Origin of the sequence: Salinispora sp. H7-4 (assembly GCF_013416675.1) — a bacterium.
In the GTDB taxonomy this organism is placed as follows: Bacteria; Actinomycetota; Actinomycetes; order Mycobacteriales; family Micromonosporaceae; genus Micromonospora; species Micromonospora vitiensis.
In genome coordinates this window covers 45,872-60,367 of the sequence record NZ_JABZED010000003.1, presented here as the reverse complement: position 1 = coordinate 60,367, position 14,496 = coordinate 45,872, and the positions used below count along the sequence as shown (strand labels likewise).

The window sequence follows — 14,496 nt, the reverse complement described above, 5'->3', positions numbered from 1 at the left end:
CAATGCCTAGGTGAACTATCTGGGTCAATGTGGTGAATTGACTGTCGGCACTCTGCTCCCGGGTTGAGGGGTGGTCGGTCGAGGGCGGCGGCGGCGGTCACCGAGGGCCTGGGCCGGGCGTTCGACGCCGTAGTAGCTCGCCGCCGCCAACACCAACCCACCCGCCATCGTCAGGGTGAAGGTCTCGAGAAATCCCCCGGTGAACAGTGGACGGTCCCCCACGAGGTAGATCGTTTCGATCACCAGCGGATGCCAGAGGAACAGCCCGTACGAGACGAGGCCGAGCCAGCGGGCGGAGGCGCTGCCGAAGGCCTTGTGCACCCGGGTCCTCCGCTCGCCGAACGCCACCGGAATCATGATCAGGGTTCCGACCGCGAGATAGAGGGTGAGCTTCACGGCGAACTCCGCGGCGGTCGGCTCGACGAGGTCCAGTGGGCCGGCGATGGGCGTCGTCGCGATCGCCAGCAGGCCCCCGGCAGCGGCCCAACAGGCGATTGGCGCCGCGGCGAGGTCGTCGAGGATGCGCAGAACGGCCGGGCCCGTCCCGCTCCGGAGGGCGACATGCGCTACCGCCAGGACCATGCCGCCGCAGAACCAGGCCGCGTACGAGGGAAGCCACATGGTGTGGAAGGCGGTGCCAACGACGCCAAGCCCCATCAGGGTGAGCCACCCGGCAGTCAGCAGGGCGCCCCCGGCGGCGAGCACCAGGGTGCGGACCGGGCGCCAGGACCGGCCCACGGCCAGCACCGCGACCAGCGGCAGGACCAGGTAGAACGCGACCTCGGTGGCGAGGCTCCAGGTCTGACTGAGGCCAGCGCGGAGCTGATTGGGCTGATAGATCTGCGTGAAGGTCAGGTGGCGGAGCCAGTCGCCAGCCGAGGCGGGCTGGTTCTGCGGCAGCACGATCAGGCAGACCAGCACCGTCAGCCAGTAGGCCGGCAGGATTCGCAGGGAGCGGCGCCAGAAGTACCGGCGAACGCTGGGTCGGGGGAGCTTGACGGCGGCGTTGAGCGCCCAGGGTCGGAAGAGCAGGAATCCGGAGAGGACGAAGAAGATGGCGACACCGACGTCCATCCGCGCCAACCAGGTGCCCCACTGGCTGTTCAGGCTCACGCCCGTCTGGAACCCGACGTGGTGGGCGACGACGGCTACCGAGCCGATCGCGCGGAGCGCATCCAGGGCGGGTAGGCGGCCGGTGATCGAAGGATGGGGCGCGTTCGGGGTAACGGTTGCGGACATCTGGACATCCAGGGGGTTCGCTTTAATGTTGACTGAGGAGTAACCTCCCGCCATGTTATGGATCGATTGCCCCGGGCGACAGGCCGTAGGGGCGGCAGGCATCAAAGGAGGATGAGTGAAGCTTCGGGTAAGTGCCGCGCTCTTCGGGCTCGGCATCTTGTTGCTGGTCCTCGCGGTCGGGCTGCCGCTCTACGTCGCCCCCGCCGTAACCAAGCTCCCCTACGACCTGGAGCCGATGACGTCGGTCGCCGAGGCGAAGAACGCCCGGTTCTTGCAGATCACGGCCGAGGCGGAAACGGTCACGATCGAGGTCCCACGAGCGGATCTACGGTCCACCATTGAGGTTGTTCCCCAACCCGGTCTCACCAAGGACGAGCTGCCGAAGGCGCTCAGGGGCGACGCGGTCATCTGGGACGTCTACCAAACGGTGCGGCGGACCGACAACGACCGGGATATCACCGCGTACAGCACGCAACTGGCCCTCTACCGGGTCTCCGGCACCGCCGCTCCCTGGGAAGATCAGTGGCTCAAGCAGGACGACAGCGACGGGACCCCGCTGGGCAACGTCGAATACTCGGGGCTGACCTACAAGTTCCCGTTCGGTGCGGAGAAGAAGGACTATCCGCTCTTCGACCGCGATCTCAAGAAGACGTTCCCGGTGGCCTTCGTCGGCACCGAGACCGTCGAGGGCATCGAGGTATACCGCTACGAGCAGCAGATCGAAGAGCAGGAGCTGTACACCCCGGAGGAGAGCCTGCAGACGTTGCTGGGCGCCTTCGCCCCGGAGGCCACCACCGGCAAGGTCATCTACCGCAACACCCGGACGTACTGGGTCGATCCGGTTACTGGCATCTGGATCGACGCGCGGGACCAGCCGCGCAAGGAGCTGCGTCCGGACATCGGGCCCACCACCGTACTGCTCGATGCTGACTTCAACTACACGGAAGACACCATCAGCAGCACCGTCGAGTCGGTTAAGAAGAACCGGCTCCAGATCAGTCTGGTCAGGCTCTGGGCGCCGATCGCCGCGGCCGTCCTCGGCCTGATCGCCCTGGCTGTCGGCCTCTGGCTGTTCTTTTCGGCCGGGGGCGCCGCAGGTCGGCACTCCGCCGGAGCGTCCGTCGCCGGTGGTCCGGCAGCCACCAAAGTGGATCAAGATCCGAGCTAGCGGCGTGGGTGGTTGACCCCGGGGGTAGGGGCGGGTCGTGCCCGCCCCTACCCGGGCTCCTGCCCCCGCCCTCAGATCCGGGCGAGCGCCCGACGTAGCGGGTCCAGGCCGAGCGAGCCCAGGTCGAGTGCCTGCCGATGGAACTCCCGGAGGTCGAACTCCGTCCCCTTGCGCGCCTCGGCGTCGGCCCGGGCCTGCAGCCAGATTCGCTCACCGATCTTGTAGGACGGTGCCTGCCCGGGCCAGCCCAGGTAGCGGTTCAGCTCGAATCGCAGGACCTCATCCGGTACTCGGCAGTGCGCCCGCATGAACTCCCAGCCCAACTCCGGCGTCCAGCGCTCACCCGGATGGAAGCCGAACGGGTTGTCGGCCGGGATCGTCAACTCCAGGTGCATGCCGATGTCGACGATCACCCGGGCGGCGCGGAGCGCCTGGCCGTCGAGCATGCCCAGCCGTTCGCCCGGGTCCCCGAGGTAGCCCAGCTCGTCCATCAGCCGCTCGGCGTAGAGGGCCCACCCCTCGCCGTGCCCGGAAACCCAGCAGAGCAGCCGCTGCCAGCGGTTGAGGGTCTCTGCCCGGAGCACCGTCTGGGCAACCTGAAGATGGTGGCCCGGAACGCCCTCGTGGTAGACGGTGGTGACCTCGCGCCAGGTGGAGAAGTTGTCGATGCCCTGCGGCACCGCCCACCACATCCGGCCGGGGCGGGAGAAGTCCTCACTCGGGCCGGTGTAGTAGATCGCGCCGTCACTCGTCGGCGCCAGGCAACACTCGATCTGGTGGACCTGTTCCGGGATGTCGAAGTGAGTGCCGTGCAGCTCGCTGACCGCCCTGTCGGCCAGGTCCTGCATCCAGCCCCGGAACGCCTCCTTGCCCCGGATGGTCCGCGCCGGGTCCGCGTCCAGCGCGGCCACCGCCTCGTCGACGGTGGCGCCGGGGCCGACGATCCGCGCGGCGACCGCTCGCATCTCCGTCTCCAGGCGGGCCAGCTCCTCGAACCCCCAGGCGTACGTCTCGTCCAGGTCAACCCGGGCACCGAGAAAGTACTGCGAGGCCAGCTCGTAGTGCTCCCGGCCGGCGGCCTGTTTCGCCCTGCCCCGCGGGGCCAGTTCGGTCCGGAGGAAGCGACCGAACTCGGCGGTCGCCGCCGTGGCTGTCGTGGCGCCCCGGCGCAGTTCGGCACCGAGTGCGCCACCCGCGCCCAGCCGTTCGACCAGCCCGTGGAAGAAGTTGTCCCGGTCCGGGTCCACCCAGGTGTCACACTGCTTGGCTACCTCGAGCAGCTGGGCTCGCGCGCTGGAATGGCCGGCCGCAGCCGCCTCGCGCAGCGTGGTCTGGTACTGCTCGAGCGCTTCGGCGAAGTGGTTGAGCCGCGCGGCGATGTTGGCCTGGGCCTCCTCGCCCTCGGTCGGCATCAGGTCGAACACCGAGCGGAGCTCGTGCAGCCCGCTGGTGATGACGTTGACTCCCCGGCCGACCTCTCCCGCCGCGTAGCGGGCGAGCTCCAGGCCGAGCCGCTCCTGCATGGCCTCCTTCGCGGTCTGCTCCGACAGCGACCGAGGCTCCACGCCGTCGAGATCGGCGAGGGCTCGGCGGTTCAGGTCGGCACGGGCGGCGTAGCCGTCCGGCGAGAGGTCGTCGAGGCGGCCGTCGTGGCCGGTGATGCCGACGTAGGTGGCGCCGGTCGGACTCAGCGCGGCCCACTCCGCCACGTACCGGTTCGCAATATCGTCGATTTGTCCCACGAGCTCGACCCTACGTGATCGTGAAGTCGGGATGCGCCCGTGAGTTCGCCGGATCCGGGGGTCGCTCCCGAGCCCTTGGTCACCGGCCGGCAGACTCCTGTGACAGCCAACACGGCGTCGGAAAATCACCAGACTTTCCTGCCCACGGCCGGCAGAGTGTCAGGGGTGACAGTCGAGTCCGCCCCTGACCGGGCTGTGCTGCGGAGCTGGCTGCCCGGGTACCTAGCGTTGGCCGCGATCTGGGGTTCCAGCTTTCTGTTCATCAAGATCGGGGTACGGGAGCTGCACCCGGTGCACCTGACCCTCTACCGGGTCGGCGCCGGCGCGGCAACGCTGCTGATCCTGCTCGCGGTGCTGCGCGACCGGCTGCCCCGCGAGCCGCGGGTCTGGGCCCACCTGGTCGTCACCGGGGGCATCGGGGTGGCGCTTCCGTTCACCCTGTTCGGCTACGGCGGGGAGCGGGTCGAGTCCATGCTCTCCGGGATCTGGAACGCCACCACACCGCTGGTCGTGCTTCCCATGGCGGTGCTGGTCTTCCGCACCGAACTACTGACTGCCGCCCGGGCGGTCGGACTCGGGCTGGGCTTCGTCGGCGTACTGGTGGTGCTCGGGGTGTGGCAGGGAGTTGGCGGTGCGCACTTCGTCGGCCAGCTGATGTGCTTCGGCGCCGCGGCCTGCTACGGGGTGGCCATCCCGTATCAGAAGAAGTTCGTCGCGGGCCGCTCCTACTCCGGGCTGGCCCTGTCGGCGGCGCAGCTGTTGATGGCGCTGGCGCTACTCACCGTCGTCACCCCGTTCGTGGCGGGTGCCCCGCCGCTGCCGACCGCCCTCTCCGGCTCGGTCCTGGCCAGCATGGTCGCGCTCGGCGTACTCGGTACCGGACTGGCCTTCCTGATTCACTTCCGCAACATCCGGGTCGCCGGTGCGAGTACCGCGGCGACGGTGACCTACGTGATCCCGGTCTTCGCGGTGCTGGCCGGTGCGCTGGTGCTCGACGAGCGGCTGACCTGGCACCAACCGGTCGGTGCGGTGGTGGTCCTACTCGGTGTCGCCGTTACCCAGGGGCTGATCGGCCCCCGCCGCCGAGCACGCGCCGCCGCGCAACCGGCCGCCGCAGCCGAAACCTCGGCCGAGGCGGCGGGAACCCCGGCCGCGACAGCCGGTACCTAGACCCCGGCGGCGGGAGCATCGGCCGCCGTCGGTCAGGAGCGGCTTGCGGCCCACGCCACCAGCCGCTTCGCCGGCCAGGTGTTGATCACCCGGTCGGCGGGGACGCCGCAGCGGGTGGCGCGTTCGCAGCCGAACCGTTGCCAGTCGAGCTGACCTGGGGCGTGCGCGTCGGTATTGATCGCGAACTGGCAGCCGGCCTCCAGCGCCCGCCGAATCAGCCGTTTTGGCGGGTCCTGCCGCTCCGGCCGGGAGTTGATCTCGACTGCGACGCTCCGCTCCGCGCAGGCCGCGAAGACGGCGTCCGCGTCGAAGTCGCTCTCCCCCCGGGTGCGCCGCCGGTGCCCCCGGTCGCCCGGCCCGGTCACGCCCGCCGGTCGGCCGGAGACCATCCGGCCGGTGCAGTGCCCGAGGATGTCCAGGTGCGGGTTCGCGACCGCGGCGAGCATCCGACGAGTCATCCGCCCCCGCTCGTCGGAGAGGTTGCTGTGTACCGAGCCCACCACCACGTCGAGCTGGGCGAGCAGCTCCTCGTCCTGGTCCAGCGTGCCATCGGCGAGGATGTCCACCTCAATGCCGGTGAGGATCCGGAACCCCGGCGGCAACGCCTCGTTCAGCCGCGCCACCTGCTTCAGCTGGCGGCGTAGCCGGTCGGCGGTCAGCCCGTGCGCCACCTTCAGCCGAGGCGAGTGGTCGGTGAGCACCAGGTACTCGTGGCCCAGCTCGACCGCGGCCAACGCCATCTCCTCGATTGAGGAGCCGCCGTCGGACCAGTCCGAATGGGTGTGGCAGTCCCCGCGTAGCGCTGTCCGTAACGCTGCCGCCTCAGCGTCCAGGTCGGTGCCCTCGGTCGCCGCCAGCCGACGCAGGTAGACCGGCTCCTCGCCCGCCAGTGACTCGGCCACGCAGCGGGCGGTGACCGCGCCCACCCCGGACAGGTCGGTGAGCTTGCCGGCCCGGGCCAGCTCGGCGACCTCCGCGGTCGGCAGGGCGGCCACGGCCTTCGCCGCCGAGCGGAACGCGCGCACCCGATAGGTGGCCTCGTTGGCCCGCTCCAGCAGGAACGCTATCCGGCGCAGGTCGGCGATGGGATCCCGGGCGGTCATTCCTGCAACCTAGCGGCTGCGGCCGGGACACTCACGGCTCCTTCGGGCAACCGTGTCGGCGTTGCCAGTCCGCCACCGCCACGGCCGGTGACCGGTTGACCCCACGTCGCCACGCGTCCAGGTAGGGCGCCGGCCACACCACTCCCCGCCGGATCCACCAGCCGTCCTTTCCCGGGCACGGCGGTGAGATGCCGAAGTGCAGGTGACACACGTTGTTCGCGTTGCCGGTCCGGCCGACGGTGCCGAGTTGCTGCCCGGCGACGACGCGTACGCCCGGATCGAGGCCCGCCGCGACCTCGGTCAGGTGCGAGCCGTAGTAGCGCACCCCGTCATCGCCCAGCACCGCCACTGACAGGCCGCCGTTGAACGGACCGCGGGGGCCGCCCGGGTCGAAGCGGTCCACCCGGCTCACCTCCAGCACCGAGCCGTCCGTCACCGCCACCACCGGCGCACCGCAGTCGGCGAAGATGTCCGTGGCGGGATACACCGAGTGGGTCGGATGGTAGGAGGCGTTACCGGCCCGTACCGGGAAGACGTGCCGTACCTCGGCGGGCCGCGGCGGCGGTGGGGTCGCCGACGCGCTCGGCGGAACCGCTGTCGCGCTGGCCGCGGGGGTGGTGGGGGTTGGGGCCGTGGTGGCCGGGCGACTTGCCGTGCCGGTGTCCACCCCGGGGCGGGTCGTCGCGCAGCTCGCGGTGAGCACCGCGGCGAGCAGAAGCAGCAGGGGATACGCCGGGCGGCATCCGGTCAACGGCGCAGGCATCCGGCCATCCTGACAGACCAGTACGGTGGGAGGGCGAAGCCGGGGAGGAGGGGACCGTGACCGACCCGTACGACGGGGGCCGCCCGGGAGACCCGTCGGGGCTCTTCCCCGCCGGGCCGCCAGCGCGGCCCACCTACCGTGAACCCCATCCAATTCACGGCGCCGCGGTAGTCCTCGGCGGCGTTGTCGCCACGACCTGGCTGCTGCTTTTTGGGCTGCTCGGCACCAGCGTGCGGGGATTCGCCTGGTGGACGGTGTTCGCTGGTGGCGTCGCCTGGCTGGCGGCCCTGCTGTTGGTGCGGCACGGCGATCGGGGAGTTGCCACCGGGGTCGCGATCGTCGTCGGTGGCGGGTGGAGCACCGCGGCCGCGGTCGTTGCGAGCCGCTGGATGGTCAGCGGAGACTGGCCCCTCTGGTAGGTGGATCGGCTACCCGGGGCTGCCCGGTCCACCCTTCCCTCGGCTGCTTCGACCAGTGCGGCGGCGTCGATTGGCCATCCGTCGGGGCGTTGGCCGGTCGTCCGGCGACCCCACCGGCTAACGTGCACGCGTAAGACCGTCCGGGCATCGCTGGGCGAGCGGCAGGTGGGGCTGGCGGCCTGGTCACGCCGCAACCGGCCGTGGCCGGGCCGCCCACCGACGACGCGCCGCCGCGGACGGTCCGAGGATTTCGGGCTACGCCGAGGAAGTTTTGGGGGGAAGCGTGTCGTACTTTGCTGCGGCCGTGGTGCGGGACGAGAGCGGCTGGACCGCCGCCGAGGTGAACCTTCGAGGTGCTGTTGACGTGGACGGGGTTGCCGACCGGTTGCGCGACGTTGACCCCGGCGCCGACCTGTCGCTGCTCTTCGTCGAGGCAGAGGACGAGTACCTGGTGATCCTGCGGCTCGATGCGGGTGAGGACCTGCGGGTCTTCGGCTCGGATTCGGCGTACGCCGAGGAGAACCAGCTGGGCGCGCTGCTGGTCGGGGATCTCAAGGCGTCGGTGCCGGGGTTCGACGAGATCGAGGAACCCCGCGCCATCACCGGTGACCCGGAGAGCGAACAGCCCGCCGCGGACCCGGAGGCGGACCCGGTCGGGGACGCGGACCTCCTCGCCGACCTGGGGGTGTCCGGGACAAAGCTGATCGCGCTCTGCGGGCACGAGGGGATGCTGCCCGCCGATGTCACCACCGAGGCGTGCACGGTGTTGGGCTGCGCCGACGAGGTCGAGGAACTGCGTGAGGTGTGAGCCCGTCGCCGTGGGCGGGCCCGTCGGCGGGAGCGGGAGCGTTGGCGGGCCCGTCGGCGGGAGCGTGGGCGGGAGCGGGAGCGTGGGCGGGAGCGGGAGCGTGGGCGAGCGCGAGATCGGCCTGGGGGGTGCCGGCCGCCGGCAGCGCCACGAAGAGTGGATGCGTCGGGCGTTGGAGGTCGCGGTCGCCGGGGCGGCGACCACGGTCACTGCCCCGGACGGCATTCCGGCCTCCGCCGCCGCTGACGACATTCCGGTCGGTGCGGTGCTCCTCGGCCCGGACGGGGCCGAGCTGGCCACCGCCCGCAACGAGCGGGAGCTGACGGGGGACCCGACCGCGCACGCCGAGGTGCTGGCGCTACGCCGGGCAGCTGGCCGGCTCGGCCGCTGGCGGCTCGACGGGTGCACCCTGGTGGTAACCCTGGAGCCGTGCACGATGTGCGCCGGGGCGCTGGTGCTGGCCCGGGTTTCCACCGTGGTGTTCGGGGCGTGGGAGCCGAAGACCGGCGCGGCCGGCTCGCTCTGGGACGTGCTGCGCGACCGTCGACTGAACCACCGCCCCGAGGTCTACGGCGGTGTCCTGGAAACGGAGACGGCGGCGGTCCTGCGCGCCTTCTTCCGGTAGGGCCGACGGCCGGTCCGCCCCAGGTCCCGCCCCCGGCCCCGGTCGAGCGTGTGTTGATCAGGCGATGATGGTGTCCAGGGCGATCTCCACCATCTGGCTGAACGTCTGCTCCCGCTCCTGCGAGGTGGTCTTCTCCCCGGTACGGATGTGATCGCTGACCGTCAGGATAGTGAGCGCGCGTGCCTTGAACCGGGCGGCGATGGTGTAAAGGGCTGCCGATTCCATCTCGACCGCCAGCACGCCGTAGTCGGCGAGCGAGTCGTAGAGGTCCGGCCGGTCGGTGTAGAAGGCGTCGGCCGCCAGAACCGGCCCGACCCGCATGGTGACGCCGCGCTGCTCGGCCACCTCCACCGAGGTACGCAGTAGCCCGAAGTCGGCGACCGGGGCGTAGTCGATCAGCCCGTCGAAACGTACGCGGTTCATGTTCGAGTCGGTGGCGGAACCGATCGCCGCCACCACGTCGCGGAGCTGGAGGTCCTCGGTGAGGGCGCCGCAGGAGCCGACCCGGATCAGGGACCGGACGCCGTACTCGTTGATCAGCTCATGCGCGTAGATCGAGGCGGACGGCATGCCCATGCCGGAACCCTGGATCGACACGTCGACCCCGTTCCAGCGGCCGGTGAAGCCGAGCATCCCGCGGACGGTCGAGTAGCACTGCGCGCCCTCAAGGTAGGTCTCCGCGATCCACTTGGCCCGCAGCGGGTCACCTGGCATCAGGACCCGCTCGGCGATCTCTCCCGGCTTTGCGCCGATGTGCGTACTCATGGCAGGGATTCTGCCAGCCCACCCCCGGCGTCGTACCGGTTGGGCCTTCCGTCGGGTGGTCCTGTAGCCTACTCGGCGGTGGTGTGTCCGAGTGGCCTAAGGAGCACGCCTCGAAAGCGTGTGAGGGTTTACGCCCTCCGCGGGTTCAAATCCCGCCACCACCGCCAGTGAACAGGCGAAACGCCCGGTCGGTCCGGCAGGACCAGCCGGGCGTTTCGTTTTCTCGAGATCGCTGGGCCCGGTGGTGATGTCAGGGCCGGCGGGCCACCACCGCGCCGTTCGCGCCGGGCGCGTCGAAGGCCACGACCCGGGCGTCCACGAAGCCGGCGTCGTCGAGCCAGGTGACGTACTCGGCGCCGGAGTAGTTCTTGCCGCCCTCGGTTTCGACGAGCATGTTCATCCCCATCAGGGCGGCCTCCGGTGGGCCGGTGCGTTCATCGTTGAGGAGCAGTTCGGAGATGACGATCGCGCCGCCGGAGGGCAGCGCGGCGTGGCATCGGGCCAGTAGCGCCCGGTTGGTTGCTTCGTCCCAGTCATGCAGGATCATGCTGAGTAGGATCACGTCGTGCCCGTCCGGCAGGGCCGGGTCGGCGAGGAAGTCGCCGGCGACCGCGCCGATTCGACCGGCCAGGCCCGCTTCGGCGATCCGTTCCTCGGCCCGGGCGCAGACGTGCGGTAGGTCCAGGATCGTGGCCTGGAGCTGCGGCAGTTGCTGGCAGAGCTCGATCGGGAAGGCCCCGGCGCCGCCGCCGACGTCGAGCAGCCGGCGGTGGGCGCCGAAGTCGTACGCGTCGGCCAGCGCGCGGGCGGTGAAGCGGGAGGTGGAGAACATGGCGTCCCAGAACTCGGCAACCAGCTTCGGGTCCGTGGTGTCGAACATGGACTGCTGCTGCTGTGGGTCCCAGGTCAGTGGGCGATTACCGCGTAGCGCCTCGCCGATGCGGTGCCAGGGCAGGTAGGTGTGCAGGTCGGAGTAGCGGACCTGGGCGCCGAAGTAGTACGGCCGCCCTTCCACCAGGAACTGTTCGGCCAGCTCGGAGTTGCGGTATCCGGCGCCGGCTCTCTCCAGCAGCCCCAGGGAGGCACTGGCGGCCAGCAACAGGTCGGTGGGGCGTTCGTCCATCCCGAATTCGGTGGCGGCTTCGGTCACGGTGATGGTCCGTCCGCCGGCCAGCCGGGTGAAAAGTCCGAACTCGACACCAACGGCGAGGGTCTTGAAGCCCCAGACGCCGGCTACGAGCTGCATCAGTGGAGTGGGGGTGATCATTAGGAGATAAGAACACAAAGCGGTTCATGGACATGGGCCGGCACCGGGGGTGGTGCGCGAGGCCGGCGAGGTGGCGGACGTGCGTCACGCTAGTGGCATGATGCGCTTCGTCCTGAACGTGCTGTGGCTCATCTTCGGCGGCGGAATCGTGCTGGCCTTCGGCTACTTCGTCGCCGCGTTGATCTGCTTCCTCCTCGTCATCACCATCCCGTTCGGGGTCGCCTCGCTGCGGCTCGCCTCGTACTCGCTGTGGCCCTTCGGCCGCACCCTGGTCACCAAGCCGGGGGCCGGCATCGCCTCCGGGCTGGCGAACGTGCTCTGGGTGCTGTTGGCCGGCTGGTGGCTGGCGCTGTCGCACCTGATCGCCGGGGTGTCGCTCTGTGTCACGATCATCGGCATTCCGTTCGGCATCGCCAACTTCAAGCTCGTACCGGCGGCATTCTGGCCGCTCGGCCAGGAGGTCATCGAGGTCCGCTGAACCGAAACCCGCCTGGCTCGCCGGGCGGAAACCCGCCTGGCTCGGGGCGCTGGCTGGCCTCGGCTTCGCGCCGTTCCCACTCCTCGACCAACTCGTCCCAGTAGTCGACCCCCAACCCCCGACGCCCGTGCGCCAGCCAGCCGGCGGTGTTCCGCTCCACGTGCAGCCCGAGCTCGGCGAAGAGGTCAATCCACGGCCCCGGCTCCACCCCCACCTCGACCAGGGCGGCGTTGATCGGCCACCGCTCCCGCGGTCCGTCGAACACCGAGTCGAAGCGGGGCCCCCAGGACCGCTGACCGCCGAGCCACACCGCCGCTGCCTGGTGGCCGAGGCCGCCGGCGAACTCCGCCTCGACGTACGCCACCGGCCCGCGCCGTGACCAGTCGGCCAGGACTCCGGTCAGCGCGGTGGAGAGCACCAGCGTGAACGGGCGCTCCGGGGCGGGCTCCTCGACGGCGTAGTCCGGCGGCGCCCCGGTCAGCTCCTCGACCAGTTGCGAGGTCACCGGCAGTAGGGCGAAATCCTGGCGTAGGTCGCCGAGGACCGCGTGATCCAGCCCGCGGGCTTCCCCGCGCAGCAACCCGACGTCCGCGATGATCGCGCTGAGCTGGTAACTCATGTGTCCACAGGCTGTGGATGAGACATGTGTACGAAGAGCCCGGCTGGCTTCGTCCCCGTTGGTTGCCCGCTCCGCTGCACGCCCCCAGTATCCCTGCTCAGCTCGGGGCGGGCCGGGACACGACCCACCAGGCGGTGGTCGCCAGGACCGCGACCAGGCCGCTGAAGACGAAGGGCGCTTCGATCCCGATCGTTGCGGTGAGGACACCGCCGAGCAGTGCGCCCGCGGCGGCGGCGCTGAAGCTCAGGGTGCGACCGGCCGCGACCGTACGGCCGAGTAGTTCCCGTGGCACCAGCCGTTGCCGTAGCGAGACGACCGTGACGTTGAGCACCGCGAACGAGCCGCTCGTGACCACGATGACGAGGATCGCCGCCCACAACTGGGTGGTCACGGCGAGTACCGCCGGGATGCCGGCGGTGATCGCCAGTGAGCAGGTGAGGATCATGCGGTGCCGGCGGCCGGCGACGAGTCGGTCAACGATGAACGAGCCGAGCAGGCCACCGAGGGCGCCGGCGGCGAGCAGGATTCCGAAGCCGGTCGCGCCGATGCCGAGGGGGCCCTCCGCGTACAGCACCAGGATCGCGAACCAGGCACTGTCGGCGGCGGCGACCGCGGCGGTGACCAACGCGAGTGTGCGCAGCACCCGCTGGCCTGCCAGCCAGCGCAGACCCGCCACCACACCCGGGCTGGCCTGCTTCGGCGCGTCCTGCGGTGGCCGGGCGGCGATGCTGATCGGCAGAGTCAGCAGGAGCATGACGGCCAGGGCGAGGGACGCCCCGTTCGCCGCGAACGGCAGCGCGGCGCCGGCCACGAAGAGCGCGGCGCCGACCGGCGGGCCGACGAACTCGTTGCCGACGATCTCGCCGGCGACCAGTCTTCCGTTGGCGCGCTCGAGTAGCCGTTCGGGTACCAGGCCGGGAAGTGCCGTCTGCGCGGCCGTGTCGCGTACCGTCTCCCCGACCCCGACCCCGACCCCGAGCAGGAAGCTGGCCAGCAGGACCAGTGGCAGCGACGCCCAGCCCGTCGCCACGGCTACCACCAGGACGCCGAGGACGACCACCCGGGCGATGTCCGCCTGGGCCAGCAGCGCGCGAGGACGGCGGCGGTCGGCCAGCGACCCGGCGAGGAGGCCGGTCACCAGCCATGGCAGGGACTGGGCCGCGGCTACCGCGGCCACCGCGATCGGGTTGGCGGTCAGCGACGCGGCGAGTAGGGGGAAAGCTGCCAGTCGGATGCCGTCACCGACGTTGGCGAGGGTCGAGGCGCTCCAGAACGTCCAGAAGGGCCGGCCCAACGGAACGGAACTGGTCACCATGACGGGCATCATTGCACTACCAGCGCCTCCGGTGGGGGCGCCGGATCGGCTCCGCAGCCATCAGCCTGGCGGTGAACTGTGCACCGCGGCGGTGAGGCGGCGGAGGGCGGCGTGCGCCGGTGGGCCCCAGGAGGGCTTGCCGCCGGGACGGCCGTGGACGCCGTTGTCGCCGATGAGGAGGCAACCGAGGGCACGTGTCGCCGCCCAACCGCGGGCGCGGCGCCGGGTGGCGGGGTCGGGGGCCGGCGCGTACGCCGCGTGGAAGTGGTCGATGCCCTCGGGCAGCAGCAGCCACCCGGCGGCGAGGTCATAGGCGGGATCACCGGTGCAGAGGTCACCAAAGTCGATCACTCCGCAGAGGGTGCCGTCGGCGGTGAGAACGTTGGCCGGGTGCAGGTCGGCGTGGAGCCAGAGCGGTGGGCCGGTCCACGGGGGAGCGGCAACCGCGTCCTGCCAGATCGCGCGAAGCGCGTCCGGCTCGTCGATCAGCCCACGTTCGGTGGCGGCGGCGAGTGCCTCGGCGAACTGCTCGGACTGGTCCACCAGTGGCCCACCCCGGCCCCAGCCGGCAGGTGCCCCGCTGGGGGCGGGGTGGTGCAGCGCCGTCAGGAAGGTCGCCAGCGACCTGGCCGCGTCGAGGGGGCGGGTGACCGGGGCCTGGTCGGCGGGGGCGCCCGGAATCCAGGTGGTGATCAGCCACGACCGGGGAAACCGTTCGGAGGGTACGCCGAGTCGTTGTGGGACGGGGACCGGCAACGGTAGGCGTGGGGCCAGGGTGGGTACATAGGCGTGTTCCTTGTGTAGCAGCGCGTCCGCGTGCACCGTGGCCCACGGAAGCCGGACGGCCAGGTCGGCACCGAGCCGCCACAGTTGGTTGTCCCACCCCCGCGCGCCGAGCCGGATCGGGCGTTCGGCGAGGTCGGGGTGCTGGTCGCGGACCAACTCCCGGACCAGCTCCGCGGTGATCTCATGATCGACGTGGCTCATGCGGGGCAATGTATCTACTGCCGGGCCC

15 protein-coding genes and 1 tRNA gene are annotated in these 14,496 nt (G+C 70.8%); 7 read left to right on the top strand and 9 right to left on the bottom strand.

The window, feature by feature from the left end:
* Nucleotides 1-24: 24 nt before the first annotated feature.
* Nucleotides 25-1,239 (bottom strand): acyltransferase, encoded by a 1,215-nt coding sequence (locus H0524_RS02180; RefSeq protein ID WP_180197176.1) that lies wholly within the window; start codon nt 1,237-1,239, stop codon nt 25-27.
* A 115-nt stretch (nt 1,240-1,354) separates the two neighbouring features.
* Between H0524_RS02180 and H0524_RS02175 the strand changes: the two genes are divergently transcribed.
* The gene (locus H0524_RS02175; RefSeq protein ID WP_180197175.1) at nt 1,355-2,407 is read left to right on the top strand and encodes a DUF3068 domain-containing protein; all 1,053 of its coding nucleotides are present in this window, start codon (nt 1,355-1,357) and stop codon (nt 2,405-2,407) included.
* A 71-nt stretch (nt 2,408-2,478) separates the two neighbouring features.
* Here the strand turns inward: H0524_RS02175 and H0524_RS02170 are convergent, their stop codons facing one another.
* A complete protein-coding gene (locus tag H0524_RS02170; RefSeq protein WP_180197174.1) occupies nt 2,479-4,149 on the bottom strand; it encodes a DUF885 domain-containing protein in 1,671 nt (556 codons plus the stop codon).
* 165 nt (nt 4,150-4,314) lie between these two features.
* Here H0524_RS02170 and H0524_RS02165 point away from each other — a divergent pair, with 165 nt between their 5' ends.
* Complete coding sequence (locus H0524_RS02165) at nt 4,315-5,319, top strand: DMT family transporter (RefSeq protein WP_309224976.1); 1,005 nt, start codon at nt 4,315-4,317, stop codon at nt 5,317-5,319.
* A gap of 32 nt (nt 5,320-5,351) precedes the next feature.
* Here the strand turns inward: H0524_RS02165 and H0524_RS02160 are convergent, their stop codons facing one another.
* On the bottom strand, nt 5,352-6,422 hold the full coding sequence (locus H0524_RS02160; RefSeq protein WP_180197173.1) for a PHP domain-containing protein: 1,071 nt from the start codon (nt 6,420-6,422) through the stop codon (nt 5,352-5,354).
* Between the two features lie 31 nt (nt 6,423-6,453).
* The gene (locus H0524_RS02155) at nt 6,454-7,185 is read right to left on the bottom strand and encodes a M23 family metallopeptidase (RefSeq protein ID WP_180197172.1); all 732 of its coding nucleotides are present in this window, start codon (nt 7,183-7,185) and stop codon (nt 6,454-6,456) included.
* A gap of 56 nt (nt 7,186-7,241) precedes the next feature.
* Between H0524_RS02155 and H0524_RS02150 the strand changes: the two genes are divergently transcribed.
* The 3 genes from H0524_RS02150 (at nt 7,242) to H0524_RS02140 (ending at nt 9,037) form a co-directional block, all read left to right on the top strand.
* Nucleotides 7,242-7,604 carry a hypothetical protein gene (locus H0524_RS02150; protein ID WP_180197171.1) on the top strand — a complete coding sequence of 121 codons (363 nt, stop codon included), beginning with the start codon at nt 7,242-7,244 and terminating at the stop codon, nt 7,602-7,604.
* 283 nt (nt 7,605-7,887) lie between these two features.
* Entirely contained in the window at nt 7,888-8,412 is a 525-nt protein-coding gene (locus H0524_RS02145; RefSeq protein ID WP_180197170.1) for a tRNA adenosine deaminase-associated protein, read from the top strand.
* 160 nt (nt 8,413-8,572) lie between these two features.
* A complete protein-coding gene (locus H0524_RS02140) occupies nt 8,573-9,037 on the top strand; it encodes a nucleoside deaminase (RefSeq protein ID WP_180197587.1) in 465 nt (154 codons plus the stop codon).
* A 57-nt stretch (nt 9,038-9,094) separates the two neighbouring features.
* On the opposite strand, the gene deoD is transcribed toward H0524_RS02140, so the two are convergent.
* Complete coding sequence (gene deoD, locus H0524_RS02135; protein WP_018726310.1) at nt 9,095-9,802, bottom strand: purine-nucleoside phosphorylase; 708 nt, start codon at nt 9,800-9,802, stop codon at nt 9,095-9,097.
* 77 nt (nt 9,803-9,879) lie between these two features.
* Between deoD and H0524_RS02130 the strand changes: the two genes are divergently transcribed.
* A tRNA-Ser gene (locus H0524_RS02130) sits at nt 9,880-9,969 on the top strand.
* A gap of 83 nt (nt 9,970-10,052) precedes the next feature.
* Here the strand turns inward: H0524_RS02130 and H0524_RS02125 are convergent.
* Nucleotides 10,053-11,069: a methyltransferase gene (locus tag H0524_RS02125; protein WP_180197169.1), complete on the bottom strand. Its 1,017-nt coding sequence runs from the start codon at nt 11,067-11,069 to the stop codon at nt 10,053-10,055.
* 97 nt (nt 11,070-11,166) lie between these two features.
* Between H0524_RS02125 and H0524_RS02120 the strand changes: the two genes are divergently transcribed.
* Nucleotides 11,167-11,547 (top strand): YccF domain-containing protein, encoded by a 381-nt coding sequence (locus tag H0524_RS02120; protein ID WP_026322547.1) that lies wholly within the window; start codon nt 11,167-11,169, stop codon nt 11,545-11,547.
* Here the strand turns inward: H0524_RS02120 and H0524_RS02115 are convergent.
* The 3 genes from H0524_RS02115 to H0524_RS02105 form a co-directional block, all read right to left on the bottom strand.
* Nucleotides 11,531-12,166, bottom strand: a complete 636-nt coding sequence (locus H0524_RS02115) for a hypothetical protein (RefSeq protein ID WP_180197168.1) — start codon at nt 12,164-12,166, stop codon at nt 11,531-11,533. The genes H0524_RS02120 and H0524_RS02115 overlap by 17 nt on opposite strands.
* Nucleotides 12,167-12,263: 97 nt before the next feature.
* Entirely contained in the window at nt 12,264-13,493 is a 1,230-nt protein-coding gene (locus H0524_RS02110) for an MFS transporter (RefSeq protein ID WP_180197167.1), read from the bottom strand.
* Nucleotides 13,494-13,541: 48 nt separating this feature from the next.
* On the bottom strand, nt 13,542-14,468 hold the full coding sequence (locus tag H0524_RS02105) for an aminoglycoside phosphotransferase family protein (RefSeq protein WP_180197166.1): 927 nt from the start codon (nt 14,466-14,468) through the stop codon (nt 13,542-13,544).
* Between the last annotated feature and the right edge of the window lie 28 nt (nt 14,469-14,496).

Excerpts from the sequence above, each read along its gene's own strand:
- H0524_RS02180 (WP_180197176.1), bottom strand. The coding sequence starts at position 1,239 with ATGTCCGCAACCGTTACCCCGAACGCGCCCCATCCTTCGATCACCGGC.
- H0524_RS02160 (WP_180197173.1), bottom strand. The coding sequence starts at position 6,422 with ATGACCGCCCGGGATCCCATCGCCGACCTGCGCCGGATAGCGTTCCTG.
- H0524_RS02155 (WP_180197172.1), bottom strand. The coding sequence starts at position 7,185 with ATGCCTGCGCCGTTGACCGGATGCCGCCCGGCGTATCCCCTGCTGCTT.
- H0524_RS02140 (WP_180197587.1), top strand. The coding sequence starts at position 8,573 with ATGCGTCGGGCGTTGGAGGTCGCGGTCGCCGGGGCGGCGACCACGGTC.
- deoD (WP_018726310.1), bottom strand. The coding sequence starts at position 9,802 with ATGAGTACGCACATCGGCGCAAAGCCGGGAGAGATCGCCGAGCGGGTC.
- H0524_RS02125 (WP_180197169.1), bottom strand. The coding sequence starts at position 11,069 with ATGATCACCCCCACTCCACTGATGCAGCTCGTAGCCGGCGTCTGGGGC.
- H0524_RS02120 (WP_026322547.1), top strand. The coding sequence starts at position 11,167 with ATGATGCGCTTCGTCCTGAACGTGCTGTGGCTCATCTTCGGCGGCGGA.
- H0524_RS02115 (WP_180197168.1), bottom strand. The coding sequence starts at position 12,166 with ATGAGTTACCAGCTCAGCGCGATCATCGCGGACGTCGGGTTGCTGCGC.
- H0524_RS02110 (WP_180197167.1), bottom strand. The coding sequence starts at position 13,493 with ATGATGCCCGTCATGGTGACCAGTTCCGTTCCGTTGGGCCGGCCCTTC.
- H0524_RS02105 (WP_180197166.1), bottom strand. The coding sequence starts at position 14,468 with ATGAGCCACGTCGATCATGAGATCACCGCGGAGCTGGTCCGGGAGTTG.